The organism is Rahnella sp. WP5 (genome assembly GCF_000745615.1).
GTDB lineage: Bacteria > Pseudomonadota > Gammaproteobacteria > Enterobacterales > Enterobacteriaceae > Rahnella > Rahnella aceris.
Map to the genome: position 1 here is coordinate 42563 of NZ_JQJR01000018.1, position 13516 is coordinate 56078.

The 13516-nt window shown below is 45.9% G+C and carries 13 protein-coding genes and 4 pseudogenes; 12 read left to right on the forward strand and 5 right to left on the reverse strand.

Annotated features, from left to right (window positions below; genetic code table 11):
• Nucleotides 1-25: 25 nt before the first annotated feature.
• Nucleotides 26-877: pseudogene (locus tag EX31_RS15440) on the reverse strand (IS3 family transposase); the annotation flags it as partial.
• Nucleotides 878-950: 73 nt separating this feature from the next.
• On the opposite strand from EX31_RS15440, the gene EX31_RS15445 reads away from it, so the two are divergent.
• On the forward strand, nt 951-1997 hold the full coding sequence (locus tag EX31_RS15445; protein WP_037035508.1) for an IS110 family RNA-guided transposase: 1047 nt from the start codon (nt 951-953) through the stop codon (nt 1995-1997).
• A gap of 237 nt (nt 1998-2234) precedes the next feature.
• On the opposite strand, the pseudogene EX31_RS15450 reads toward EX31_RS15445, so the two are convergent.
• Nucleotides 2235-2375 (reverse strand): annotated as a pseudogene (locus EX31_RS15450) (transposase); the annotation flags it as partial.
• Nucleotides 2376-2441: 66 nt separating this feature from the next.
• Between EX31_RS15450 and EX31_RS15455 the strand changes: the two are divergent.
• Complete coding sequence (locus EX31_RS15455) at nt 2442-3464, forward strand: IS110 family RNA-guided transposase (protein WP_037035509.1); 1023 nt, start codon at nt 2442-2444, stop codon at nt 3462-3464.
• Nucleotides 3465-3686: 222 nt separating this feature from the next.
• On the opposite strand, the pseudogene EX31_RS25410 reads toward EX31_RS15455, so the two are convergent.
• Nucleotides 3687-3803: pseudogene (locus EX31_RS25410) on the reverse strand (transposase); the annotation flags it as partial.
• A 619-nt stretch (nt 3804-4422) separates the two neighbouring features.
• Between EX31_RS25410 and EX31_RS15460 the strand changes: the two are divergent.
• The 7 genes from EX31_RS15460 to EX31_RS15490 all read left to right on the forward strand — a co-directional run bounded on the left by EX31_RS15460 (nt 4423) and on the right by EX31_RS15490 (nt 9415).
• Entirely contained in the window at nt 4423-4617 is a 195-nt protein-coding gene (locus EX31_RS15460) for a hypothetical protein (RefSeq protein ID WP_037035510.1), read from the forward strand.
• 431 nt (nt 4618-5048) lie between these two features.
• Complete coding sequence (locus tag EX31_RS15465) at nt 5049-5783, forward strand: hypothetical protein (RefSeq protein ID WP_051931058.1); 735 nt, start codon at nt 5049-5051, stop codon at nt 5781-5783.
• A 269-nt stretch (nt 5784-6052) separates the two neighbouring features.
• On the forward strand, nt 6053-6973 hold the full coding sequence (locus tag EX31_RS15470) for a LysR family transcriptional regulator (RefSeq protein WP_037035511.1): 921 nt from the start codon (nt 6053-6055) through the stop codon (nt 6971-6973).
• Nucleotides 6974-7095: 122 nt separating this feature from the next.
• Complete coding sequence (locus EX31_RS15475) at nt 7096-7293, forward strand: tautomerase family protein (protein WP_037035512.1); 198 nt, start codon at nt 7096-7098, stop codon at nt 7291-7293.
• Nucleotides 7294-7417: 124 nt separating this feature from the next.
• The gene (locus EX31_RS15480; protein WP_037035514.1) at nt 7418-7771 is read left to right on the forward strand and encodes a putative quinol monooxygenase; all 354 of its coding nucleotides are present in this window, start codon (nt 7418-7420) and stop codon (nt 7769-7771) included.
• Between the two features lie 33 nt (nt 7772-7804).
• Complete coding sequence (grxB, locus tag EX31_RS15485; protein WP_037035529.1) at nt 7805-8452, forward strand: glutaredoxin 2; 648 nt, start codon at nt 7805-7807, stop codon at nt 8450-8452.
• A 102-nt stretch (nt 8453-8554) separates the two neighbouring features.
• Complete coding sequence (locus EX31_RS15490) at nt 8555-9415, forward strand: alpha/beta fold hydrolase (RefSeq protein WP_197060734.1); 861 nt, start codon at nt 8555-8557, stop codon at nt 9413-9415.
• Nucleotides 9416-9612: 197 nt separating this feature from the next.
• Here the strand turns inward: EX31_RS15490 and EX31_RS15500 are convergent, their stop codons facing one another.
• Nucleotides 9613-10473: a LysR family transcriptional regulator gene (locus EX31_RS15500; protein WP_037035518.1), complete on the reverse strand. Its 861-nt coding sequence runs from the start codon at nt 10471-10473 to the stop codon at nt 9613-9615.
• A 102-nt stretch (nt 10474-10575) separates the two neighbouring features.
• Between EX31_RS15500 and EX31_RS15505 the strand changes: the two genes are divergently transcribed.
• The 3 genes from EX31_RS15505 (at nt 10576) to EX31_RS26575 (ending at nt 12455) form a co-directional block, all read left to right on the forward strand.
• Nucleotides 10576-11946 (forward strand): MFS transporter, encoded by a 1371-nt coding sequence (locus tag EX31_RS15505; protein WP_037035519.1) that lies wholly within the window; start codon nt 10576-10578, stop codon nt 11944-11946.
• 105 nt (nt 11947-12051) lie between these two features.
• Nucleotides 12052-12192, forward strand: coding sequence for a hypothetical protein (locus EX31_RS26570; RefSeq protein WP_369794809.1), 141 nt, complete (start codon nt 12052-12054; stop codon nt 12190-12192).
• A 5-nt stretch (nt 12193-12197) separates the two neighbouring features.
• On the forward strand, nt 12198-12455 hold the full coding sequence (locus EX31_RS26575; RefSeq protein ID WP_369794810.1) for a cupin domain-containing protein: 258 nt from the start codon (nt 12198-12200) through the stop codon (nt 12453-12455).
• Between the two features lie 209 nt (nt 12456-12664).
• Here EX31_RS26575 and EX31_RS25415 read toward each other — a convergent pair.
• Nucleotides 12665-12748, reverse strand: a pseudogene (locus EX31_RS25415) (helix-turn-helix domain-containing protein); the annotation flags it as partial.
• Nucleotides 12749-13516: the final 768 nt, after the last annotated feature.

Consider the following 13516-nt stretch of genomic DNA (forward strand, 5'->3'; position numbering starts at 1 on the left):
CTACCCCACTGTAAGTATCCCAGCTTTAGTTCCACGCACTTTTTGAGACTTCCGGGTTTTCGGCCATCAGCCGGTACTCTTCTGGCGTCAGGTTGTTCAGGGATTCATGAGGCCGCTCGTTGTTATATTCAGCCAGCCAGCGCTCAGTAATTTCCCGCGCTTCATTCAGGGTTCTGAACAGATAAAAATCCAGTATCTCTGTCCGGTATGTCCGGTTAAAACGCTCGATAAACGCATTCTGCGTCGGCTTTCCCGGCTTGATAAATTCCAGCAACACACCATGTTCTTCGTCCCATTGCGCCAGTGCCAGTGAGACCAGTTCTGGCCCGTTATCCATACGCATCTTCCGCGGATAGCCGCGGTTTGCCACTATCCTGTCTAGCACTCTCACGACGCGTTGCGCCGGGATATTCAGGTCAATTTCTATCGCCAGCGCTTCACGGTTAAAATCATCCACCACATTGAAGGTCCGCAAGCGTCTGCCACACACCAGCGCATCATGCATAAAATCTATCGACCAGCTCTGGTTAAGTGCTTCCGGCGTCGCCAGCGGAGCCGGATTGCGCATCGGCAGACGTTGCTTTCCCTTACGGCGAAAATTCAGTTTCAGCAGGCAGTAAATCCGGTGAACGCGTTTATGGTTCCACCTGTTGCCCTGCCTGCGCAGCAACTGGAACAGCTTCTTAAAGCCGTATCGCGGATAGCGCTCCGCCAGTTCAGTCAGCGCCTGGATCACCGGCTCATCGCGACGGGTATCGGGCTGGTAAAAATAGACCGTCCTGCTCAGCGATAATGTCCTGCAAGCCTGGCGTACGCTCATCGAAAACATCTCTTTCACATAGCTGACGAACTCACGCTTTATCGCTGGTTTTAAAGCTAATGGAATGGTTCGCCCCCACTCAACTTGCTAAAATTGCACTTGCTGTCAGCCCTTATATTGGAGGTGTGTTATGTCACGAACAAAAGCACAGTCCCTTAGCCGAATGGGTATTGATATCGGTAAAAATACGTTCCATGTAGTAGGGATGGACGATAAAGGAAATATCCTGATTAGGCGATGTTTTACCCGCGTTAAATTGATTGAATATCTAGCCCGCTTACCCCAAACAACGATTGGAATGGAAGCCTGTCCGGGTTGCCATTGGCTGGCCAGAAAGGCTAAATCATTTGGACATACGCCCTGCATCGTCCCGGCACAATTTGTAAAACCTTTCGTTAAATCAAACAAGAATGACCTGATTGATGCTGAAGCAATAGCCGAAGCCATTTCTCGTCCTACTATGCGGACAGTGATACCAAAAACAACGGCACAGCTCGATCTACAGGCATTACATCGGATCAGAGAACGCGTGGTGTCTCATAAAACAGCGGTGGTGAATCAGGCCAGGGCATTTCTCCTGGAATACGGATTAACTATCCACAGTGGGATTGCCAAATTTACACATGATATGCCTTCTCTGTTATCTGACGAGCCAAACGAACTGAGTCCATCAATGAGGGATATACTCATTGATCTCTGGCAGGAATATCGGTCTCTTGAGGAAAAACTGTTGCACTTACGTCGCCAGATTGAGTCTATCGCTGATGCAGATGGAATAGCTAAAAGGCTGACGTCTATTCCCGGTGTAGGGAAATTGACAGCGACGGCAATGACGGCGTTTGTAGGTAATGGCCAACAATTTAAATCAGGGCGCAATTTAGCTGCCTGGCTGGGGCTTGTACCACGAGAATACTCAACAGGAGGCAAGCAACGTTTATTAGGTATGAGTAAACGTGGCAATGCTTACCTGAGAAAACTGCTTATCCATGGAGCCCGAACCTGTGTTCTGCATTTGAACAGGACAACAAATTTTCTGGGACAGTGGGTACAACTTATGGAAGAGCGCGGTGTACACCGCAATAAGGTTGTTGTCGCACTGGCGAACAAAATTGCCCGAATTATCTGGGCTGTCATGACACGACCGGGCGCTTTTTATTTACAGCAACGAGAAATCTGAACTCGCTTAAAATCTTACCAGTTTGCAGGGTATGTGATGACAAAACTGTGCAATGGCGTCTTGTAAACCCGGGACAAAAAAACGGCTTTAACAGCCTAAGAAGCTTATTGGGAACCTGACGCGCTTATTCCATCATGGCCTTGCTGCCAAAAGCAGCTGACTTGCAAGAGGCCGGATACATTAACGCAAACAGCTTTTATCATCGTGTGCTTGCAAAACGGGGGCGAACCATACATTTTTTTCAATGACGTCTTTTAACGCGCGATTTTCCAGACTCAGGTCGGCAAACATCTGTTTGAGACGGCGGTTTTCATCCTCAAGATCCTTCATCTTTTTGATATCAGAGGCTTCCATGCCACCATACTTCGCTTTCCAGTTAATGGGATGGACTACCTCTTCCCTCTGCGGTTAACTGTACGAAATATGTTCAGCAGGAGAATCACCATGAATATCGTATTTCTGGGTATTGATCTGGCTAAAAATGTTTTTCAGCTCTGCGGATTAAATCAGGCCGGCAAACCGGTTTATACGAAACGCACTGGCCGAAAAGAATTACTCCAGACAGTAGCTAATATTCCGGCCTGTCTGATCGGTATAGAAGCATCCACAGGCGCATTTTACTGGCAGCGTGAGTTTGAGAAATTGGGTCATAACGTAAAAGTCATCAGCCCCCAATATGTAAAACCTTTTGTCCGTGGGCAAAAAAATGACGGTAACGATGCGCAGGCGATAGCTGTGGCTCTGATGCAACCTACGATGCAGTTTGTTCCACCGAAAAGCCTTGAACAGCAGGATATTCAGGCTCTACACCGTGCAAGACAGCGTATTGTTAATCATCGTACTGCTACAGTCTGTCAAATCCGAGGGCTGCTGCTTGATCGGGGAATAACAATCGGCGCGGCAGTCTCAAGAGTTCGTCGTGCCGTTCCGCTTATCCTTGAAGATGCTGAAAATGGTCTTAGCGTTAGAATGCGCAGAACGATTGCAGAACTCTATGATCTTTTTAACGATCTGGGTCGTCGTATAAACTTTTTTGATAAAGAAATTGATGCTGTGTTCAGGCAATCAGAAGCCTGCCAGCGCATTGCCAAAGTTAAAGGCATTGGTCCTAAAACAGCCACGGCTGTTGTTGCCGCGATTGGCAAAGGAACTGAATTTAAAAATGGTCGTCACTTTGCCGCATGGCTTGGTCTGGTTCCACGACAGCACTCGAGTGGCGACAAGCAGGTACTGATGAATATGACGAAAAAAGGCGACAAGCATTTGCGGACACTTTTTATTCATGGTGCCCGCGCTGTCGTCAGAGTTGCCACGAATAACAATGATGGCAGCCTGCATCAGTGGGTTAACCAGTTAAAGGAACGGCGCGGGTTTAATAAAACGACCGTGGCGGTCGCTAACAAGAACGCGAGAATAATCTGGTCGATGCTGAGAAAAGATACCGAATATCAGTCAGTTGGAAGTTAGGACCCAGCCAGACGAGTTGCAGTGTACTGAAAAATGGTGACAGGTTGCACCTGCACAATCGGAACCTGACTATTATATTGGCCTCAGAGGCCGTCCAGTTGTTGAGGCGATTGTATGCGGATTACCCATTTGGGCACAGGTTAGTTTTCCTGATGCCGGATAGATGTAAGCAACAACCCAAAACCCGATTCGGTACTTGCAAAACGGAGGTAGTCCATAGATATAGTATGAAGCCTCAGATGTTCCCGCTTCGCGGCAGACATCTTTGACGGTACGTCCGGCTTCAACAGACTTCAGAACGGTGATGATCTGGTGCTCGGTAAATCGGGCTTTACGCATGGTGATCTCCTCAGGGACATAATCAGTATGTCGGAAGATCTCTAAAAGTGAATGGTTCGGTTAAGCGGGATACTTACAGAGGCGGGGAAGGTTAGGCACTATAGGGGTAAACCCCAATCAGCACGAAAGTGTGACAGGTCAGCGTGTGGATGCCTGTCCAGCAGTCATGACCATCCTGTGACATAGAATATTTTCACGTCACGATATGACGCAATGCAGTTTTATAGTTATAAAAGAGAAAAATAATTAATGGCATTCGATTAAAACATTAAATAATTATTAAAACAAATCTCATAAACTCAGCGGTAGATTATTTTAGCCAATGTTAACCTTCTGTATCGACAAATTTTTTATAAGGGAGCGTGATATAATCGTCTTTTACACAAAATAGGCTATAACAATGAATAGAGATAACGGAAATGTTAAAGTTCTTTAAAATCAATGGACAGGCTTAGTTACAATACTTCCCTGAATTGCCACCTGAAATTGCTGAGTGGCATTTTCATTACCTCATCGAAAATAGACTAGTGTCTAGCGTCCAGAGTAAACATGATGGTCAATACATTATAACTGGCCTCACGACTGCGGGTAACATGCTATTAATTGAGGGGGCTGAATAATGGCTACGCTTATCATTGTAAAATACATTGTCTGGAGTATAGCCTGGGCGCTCAGTCTTTTGGTGAAGAAGATGAATGCAAAGGAAATTAAAAAAACAGTAAAACCCCCAGGCTGGTCAGGTGGCGAAAAGATGACTGCACTCTCTGCCAAGCAGGGAGACAATAAGGGAGATCATCCTAATCTGCACCAATGAGTGCCACCTTTCTAGACGGGGTTTGCTACCAGAACAAATTAGGCAGTTTGGGGGTAAACCCCAATAGGAAGATATTCGACTAGGAAGACCATGTAGTAAGCAAATTTTTCCCAGACCATTGAGGATATCTCAGAAATTTGCGACTGCTGCTCATGTGACAGATCAGGCATTAGCCGTTGATGGTGAATTCTCAATGTATTCCCCGCTGAGTGTTATTTCCTCTTGGCTACTCCGGGACGCGTTCTGCGACTGGGATAGTATTGTATAGGGGAATACCGGCCTGATGTTGATTAGAAACAGTTCATTTCAAATGCCTAACCTTTATCAGTCTTTATCTCCGCAATACCCTAGCGTTAAAATATCAATCTATCCCTTTCCTGTAGGGCATGAAAATCAGCTTCGGCATACCTAACCATAAAGTAAGGCGTATTATGAAAAACAATTTGTTACTTGTTCTTATGACAGGATTTTCTTCATTCGTGGCAGCACAATCAGCCGAACCTCTTGCGCTACAAAAGTCATTCCCGTTATCTGATTTTAAGCGCGCGGGGGTTTCTCTGAAGCATGAGGATTATCTGGGTAAAAAAGCGATAAAAATGCAAATGCCTTCCGAAAAGTTTCAGGATCCAGCAAAAGAAGTGCTAACAGACAGAACATTCATGGCCTGGTTGCCGGTTGATTTTCATAACGGGACAATCGAGGCGGATATTGCCAGCACGCTAGCTCACGATGCCCCGGCTTATGCCCGAGGCTTCATCGGCTTATCATTTCGAATTGATAAAGAAGAACGGTTTGAGAATATCTATCTGCGGCCAACAAACAGTCAGGCTGACGATCAGGTCCGGCGAAACCATTCGGTGCAATACTTCGCTTATCCGGATTACACCTTTGAACGACTGAGGAAAGAGACACCGGAAAAGTACGAAACCTATGCTGATATTGCCACCGAACGGTGGATCCATATGAAAATTACCGTTTCTGGCCAGCAGGCCAGGTTGTATCTGGATCACAGTTCTAAACCTGCTTTAATCGTCAATGACCTAAAATTAGGCAGTGAAGCACGTGGAGGTGTTGGGGTATGGATCGAATCTGGCACGATTGCATATTTCAAGGACCTGAAAATCAGCAGTGAATTACCAGATGCACATCCCCAGAAGGTAGAATAAAAATCATGACGTTCTGGCGATCCTGAAACATATGATCCCTGTACCTTCATCTTTTGATTCCTTCCGACGCATTGTGCATTTCGTGATGGCGACTCATGACCAAGGTTTTACCGAACCTGCGGATAAGTTAGGTATCTCTAACTCAGCCATTGGGAAAAGTATTAGATTATTGGAGTAAAATCAGGGAACGAGCTCCCCCTTCGCTTGCGTTTTTTTACGTTTCGGCTTTACGCTAACGTATCTTTTTGTTATTTGTCCTGGCGTAACCGATGTCAACCGTGATTTCAGCCGAATCTTTTAGCAACATCGTCCACTTTGTGACGGCCGCAAATTCGAGTAGCTTTACCGAAGCTGCTGAACAACTTGGTGTGTCTAAATCTGCAATTGGCAAGAGTATTCAAAGACTTGAAAATAATCTCGGCATTTTATTGTTTCATCGCACCACGCGGAAAATAAGCCTGACCACCGAAGGCGAAGCGTATCTGGCAAGCTGCCAGAGTGCGCTTGAAACGCTGCAAACGGCAGAAATGGCGCTGCGTTCTAAGCTCACTGAACCCACAGGCACCGTGAGGATCGATTTGCCTGCGGCTTTTGGCCGCTCGGTGATGATGCCGGTGCTGATGGACATGACAAAACGCTATCCGCATCTGAAGCTGACCATCACGTTTAACGACCGTATCATAGACCCGCTGGATATTGGTTTCGACCTCGCGATTCGTTTTGGTCCAGTGAAAGACACCACCGATCTCATCGCTCGCAAACTCAACGATCAGCATCTGATTATCTGCGCGTCTCCCGACTATATTACTGCTTACGGCACACCTGAAACGCTGGCTGATCTGGCGCATCACCGCTGCATTCTGGCCTGGCGGGGTGGGGCGCCGCTTAGCTGGCGAATCCGTGATGAGGGAGGGAAGGAGATCAGGCTTAAACCCGTGCCTTTTCATCAAATCAGTGATGGCGATGCGATGATTGATGCCTGTATTGCCGGAGCCGGTTTGATTCAGTTTCCCGAAGCATTACTCCGGCCACACATACAGAACGGTAAGCTAGTGCCGCTGCTTAGCACCTGCAATCCTTCGCCCACCGAACTCAATGTGATATGGCCTCGCGCCCGGCATTTGCTGCCCGGCGTTCGCTTTATTATTGATGAGTTAATTGAGTTAGCCTTGCAGAAAGCATTTGAGTGATTGTAGATTTCAGTTCTACACTCTGTCCTCTTTTAGCCTGTTTATCCACTTAAGCTATCAGCGTAGAATTTCTTCAACGTCAGCCTGACTGACCTTTTATCAATACCTGAAGGAGTTCTGCCATGCCTGTAGTCAATATCCAGATGTTTGAAGGTCGTGATGAGGCTAAACCTGCTATCGCTAAAGCCGTGACCGATGCTATCGCCACCCATGCCAACGTCGATCCACAGTATGTCTATGTCATTTTCAACGACGTAACCACCGATAACTGGGCAATCTCAGGTGAGCTTTTTTCTGAAACACTGAAAAAATCGAGCTGACGCTAAGCGCTCTTTGGTCACAGTCGCCGTTATGCTCCCGCGCGTAACGGCCTGTTCCTCTTGCGGTGAATGTCTTTCTCTCTTCTTTGCTCGTTCGCCTGCTCCCATAGTTCTGGAGATTACGATGAAAAATGAAATCACCTGTGTATTTAACCTGGACGTCAATGACGGACAATTCCCTGCATTCAAAGAATTAGTCTCACGCGTGGTGGACGCCACCCGTAAAGAGCCCGGCACGCTGAGTTATGTTTACAGCGTCAGTGAAGATCAGCAAACGGCACACATCGTTGAGCGTTATCGCCAGGAAGATGTGGTGAGCCATGTTGATCACACGTTCGCCCCTTTCGCTGAAACATTTCTCTCTTTAGTCACCATTACCGGCCTGACAGTTTATGGCGAACCCGATGATGAAATCCGCAAACGGTTAGATCCATTTGGTGCCGTGTACATGACACCCTTTGATGGATTTACCCGTTAATTTTTTAGATTTAAAGTGATGAAAGATTCTGCTATGAAACTTTATGTTTACGATCATTGCCCCTTCTGCGTACGTTCACGCATGATTTTTGGCTTGAAAGATGTTGCGTGTGAAATCATTACTCTGCCAAACGATGATGAAGAAACGCCAGTGCGCCTCATTGGCAAAAAAATGCTTCCCGTCCTGGTCACTGAAAGCAATGAAGCGATGGGTGAGAGCCTGGACATCGTCAAATACATTGATGAGACTTACGGTTCGTCTGTCCTGAAAATGTCTGACAATCCAGAAATCGAAACCTGGATGGAAGAAGCAACAAAACTGATATATCCGCTGGCAATCCCGCGCTGGGCAAACTCGGACTTTGAAGAATTCCGACAGGATGCAGCGAGACAATATTTCGTCAACAAAAAAGAAGCCATTTTCGGTCCTTTCCCACGTTTGCTGGAACAAACCGGAATCATGGTTAATGAAATAAATGCTCAACTTGAGATTCTTGAATTGCTGTTCGCACAGCAAGAGAGAGATTCTGGGCATTTCTCGCTCACGGATATCCGTCTTTTTCCGCTGCTGCGCTCATTATCTATCGTTAAAGGGATTCACTGGCCGCCACAGATTGATGCATGGCGGAGAGAGATGGCCCTGGGATCGCGGGTGAATCTCAATGACGACATCGCTATTTGAGCCATGTCTGTCACTCTTTCAGTATAGGTATTTATGCTCCCAATCAGAGTGGGAAGGATCATCTGAATGAACAGAATGTTCACAGCGCTTATAGGACTGTGTATGTCTGCAATCACAGCACACGCTGCTGAAATACGCCCAAATCAACCTTTGCACTGGTTCGGACAGCAGTCAAATAGCTACCAAAGTACCACCCCTTACGGTAACAACACTAAAGCCGGACACTATGTGCAGTCTGGTGATGCTAAAATTTATTATGAGGTCTACGGTTCTGGTGAACCTGTGGTCTTGCTGCACGGCGGCATTGTCGGCTCAATGGCAGAAATGGGCGAATTTGCTGACAAACTTAAAAACAATCACCTGGTCATTTTGGTGAACACCCGTGGACACGGAAAATCGGACATTGGATCAGTCACACCAGACTATAAACAAAAAGCGAAAGACCTGCTTGAGGTGCTTTCGGCTTTAAACATTTCTAAAGCTGACATAATTGGTTTTAGTGATGGCGCCTATACGGGGTACCAGTTCGCCGCTGATTATCCAAAGCAGACCAACAAACTCGTCGCGATTGGCGCAGGTGAATGGGTAAAAGGCTTCGTTCAGGGCGGACGTAAAGATCGTGATATCCCCCTACAGTCTGTTATCGACCTTGATCCACGGTACTGGGCTGAGCAGGCAGAAATTCGTCCACAGCACGATAAAGTGACAGAATGGTATAAACAAGCTAATCGACAATACGATCAGACTATCGTCGGTAAGTCTCTGTTCCAGACAATCCATGCGCCGGTGCTTGTTATGGCAGGTGAAAAGGATATGAATGCACCAATTGATACCGTGCTCGCCGCCTATAAAATGCTGCCGAATGCGCACCTCGCAATCATTCCTGATGCCCCACATCCTGCTTTTGCCGTAAATTTTGATGCCGTCTGGGCGAGTATTGCGCCTTTTCTGGGAAGCAAATAAGGTCAAGGCAGTATTACTGGATATTTGTCTGCTTCCTGAGGCGAAAATACTGCTGATTGTTGCTGAAGCCCCGGCTTACGCGAGGGGATTTATTGGTCTGACTTTTCGTATTGATGAGTCAGACCAGTTTGAAAGTATTTTTCTCCGGCAGAGAAACAGCCTGGCTGATGACCAACTGATTTGAAAAGTGTTTTTTATTATTTCAATCCTAACCCAACCTTATTCAGTATAATAGATATGACGTTTGAGGCGTGCACCACTAGGGGATCATTACGACGATCAGGGTGCTTTGCTATCCAAATATCAAGGTTGAGCATAGATTCATCTACTTCGAGCTTAACCAAACGCTTATCTTTATCTGCAAGAAAGCATGGTAAACCTGCAACGCCAGCTCCTGAACGAGCACTTTCATACTGATGGCTTAGATCAGCCATTTCACATGAAACCCGCTTTTCACCGATAATTCCATCCAACCATTGTTTATGTTCAAAATTGTTAACGCGTTCAGGATAGGCTATGAATTCCCATAATTCTGGCGATTCAAGATGCTCATAATTACTGGCTGCATACAAAGCGAAATCCATTTTACCGACTTTTTTTATGATATCAGTGTCTTTAATTCCGGGGGATAATCTAACGGCAAGATCTGCTTCGAGACGAGATAGAGAGACGAAGTGGACATCGCTCAATATCGATATGAGGACAAGAGGTAATTCCTGAGATAATGCCCACATATTTGTAGCAAAGAAATGCCTGGCCAGGATAGGTGGGGCGGAAATAGTCAACTTCTCTCTTTGTTCTTTATTCGTTATAGACAGTCGCTCAATTTTAAAAGTGTATGCCTCTATCTCAATGGCTTCTGCTAGAATAATTCGCCCCGGTTCGGTCAACCTTGCCTCACGAGGAAGCCGCTCGATAAGTTTCAACCCAAGTTCAGCCTCAAGTGACATCAGACGGCGGCTCACCGTCGCCTGGTCAACATCCAGGGCCTTAGCGGCCCCTGATAGCGTTCCTGCTCTGGCTATGGCAACAAAAAAACGAAGATTTTCCCAATTCATTACGTATGCACTTTTGCATGGATAGTGTGCATATTTTAGTATTTATACATGTTCAGGCAAACCTTATTATGACATTAGTTTTTCAATTGCCGGATAGACATAATGTCAAAGTATACCCCTTCGTTGATAGCCATACAGCTCGCCACCTGTATGGGTTTCCTCGTAGTTCAACTCGATGTGAGCGTTGTCAATGTTGGCTTAGGCTCTCTTAAAAATGCCTTCAATACCAACCTGACTGGTCTTCAGTGGGTGATTAACAGCTACGCATTAGTATTTGCAGCGTTGCTGATTATTGGTGGAGCTTTTGGGGACAAGTTTGGGGCGAGAAACATTTTTACCTGGGGGTTTTCCTTATTCACGATTGGCTCCATCGGATGTGGCCTTGCAGATAGCATGTCTGTGCTCATTGCTCTGAGAGGAGTACAGGGTATGGGAGCAGCCCTGCTTGTGCCTGCTTCACTGACACTGATCAGACTGTCATTTACCGATCCGGCCATGAGAAGAACCGCGGTAGCAACCTGGGGGGCCTGTGGGGGAATAGCCTTAGCTGCGGGGCCAGTTTTAGGAGGCGTTTTAATTGAGTATTTCGGATGGCGCAGCGTTTTCCTCATTAATGTGCCACTGGGCTTACTCGCAATTTTCCTGATTTTGCGTTCAGCTCCACCCTCGCCACGGGTAGATAAAAAAGTCGATGGGTTAGGCCAGGGAACGATTGCGATAAGTATTGCGGCATTAACCTATGGATTAACTCAGTCAAGCTCTGAGGGATGGACCCGGGGACCTTTAGCCATGATGACCGTTGCGGCTATATTTTTAGCGCTATTCATCCTGGTTCAAAGGCGCGTTGCGTCCCCAATGCTGCCCCCGCGCCTGGCCAAAAATAAGGTTTTAGCCACCACAGCGCTCTGCGGTGCGGTAATCAATCTGACCTTTTATGGCACTGTCTTTGATCTGAGCATCTATTTCCAGAGCATTCTTCATTACGATGCAATCAAAACCGGACTATCTTTTATTCCATTAACGGCTGTGCTGACAATATCTACAATGGTTTCCACTCGAGTAGCAAAAAAAGTCAGCGATATCCGGATCATCACTACCGGCTTTAGTGTTCAGATAATCGGATTTATTTTGTTGTCACAGTTAACTGAGTCTAGCTCTTTATGGTTCCTGAACGGCACTCTCATGATGGTCGGTATTGGCAGCGCAATGTCTGTACCTTCAATTACTAATTCTATGCTCTCCTCGGTATCTCAGGAAGATGCAGGAATGGCTTCTGGTCTGATGGCATCTGCAAGACAAATTGGTGGCGTTATTGGTGTGGGTCTGTTTGGCGCCATGATTGCCCACAGTGAGCTGCATTCATTTTCAACTGGTATGGCGTATGGAATGTGGTTATCTGCATTTTGTTTACTGATGTGCATAGGCGTAAACGCACTGGTATTTCGTCGGGATAAAGTCCAGGTAAACGCCTGACAGGGCTGTTATGCGACGTAAACGTTATTTTTAAGCATTCAGACTACGTGCTAGATAATAGTTTTTTAATATGTCATCACGTTCAACACAAATATGGAGCGATTTATGTCTACTTATTCTAAAAAGCAAACTGACCAAACGTCTGAATTTGAATCAGAAGGTGTAAAATCGGAAGAGCTTGTAAGTATTGGCAGCGCATGGAATGGTAAAGCTTACGAAAATACCCGGAAGGTAATCCGCATTTAACCGTCATGAAAATGCACTTTGAGGCAAATACCACTTTGCCCTGGCACACTCACCCGATGCCTAATGTTGCCTATATTATTTCTGGTTCCTTGACCATTGAAGATAAAGAAACAGGTACAAGTCATAAGTTTAAAGCAGGTGAAGCTTTTAATGAATCTGTAGACGACGTACATCGCGGTTTTACCACAGATGAGCCGGTCGAAGTGATCATTGTCTATGCTGGGGTTGAAGGACAAGAACTTTCAGAACCCTATAATTCCTGATCTTACCTAAAGCATACTCCTGCAGTATGCTTTTTAAGCATAATATGATTTCTTAGCCTTCTACTTATAAAATCTTCTCAATCATACATTGGTGTTAAATCCTCGTATTGATAAATGATTTTGATATTTATACTGTCAGATTCTGGCACACAGAAGACATTGATGTTCCGTAGTGTTTGAGCAATGTTTTATATTCAGGATTATTGCGGTTATGCTTTTACCCTGAGTATGGTTTGCCGAGTTGTATTAAATTCACGGGCAATGTCACTTACGCTCACTCCGGAATTAAGTCGTTCTTTTAGGAGCCATTTTCCAAGCGAATCCCATCATAATCCCGATATTTTAAAACCGCTGCTATTGCATGATTCGCCATCCTGATGTCATCAAAAATACCATTGATGTCATTTTTCCTAGCCTGTAGAAACGCAGGAATCCACTTTGTGTCGGCTACGTACCTTGTGCCCTCCGCGATGATCCGTAAAGCTGCCACAGTGGCTGATCACACCCCCGAAGAATTTTGGCTGCATCCAGGCGAGATTAAAAGCACAGATACCGTCGTGGCTTATTCCTGTCGAAGGGCGGTGTGGCGTATCACGGGTGATATTGTTTTGCTGCTCACTAGTAGGTCCGTTTGGAAAACGGAAATTTTCTTTCGTTAAGCATGTTTATTGTATCAACCACTACCCGCTGGGCGTAATGGTGAATGTTATTAACAGTCTGCAATGTGCCAGATATAGTCATTCGAACCCTGAGAGTTACACTTTTAAGTGATTCAGGGTATGCGCTTACTGGTTACGAATATTGTGCCAGAATCATGTGGTTTGATGATTGCCGCTTTGCTTTCGAGCCAGTAAGTGCTCCACGTTCGCTAACGAATACTCAGGGCATGCAGACAAACTGCTGACTATATTTCTTTCGAAGAGCGTGGAATGCATACCAATCCCCGGTGAAAAGGAGTTGGTTATGACTGCGATAGATCAGTTTGCTGCTCATGTTGGTCTGGACTGGGCGGATAAAAAGCATGATGTTTGCGTTCAGTTTAAAAACGGCGAACGCACATT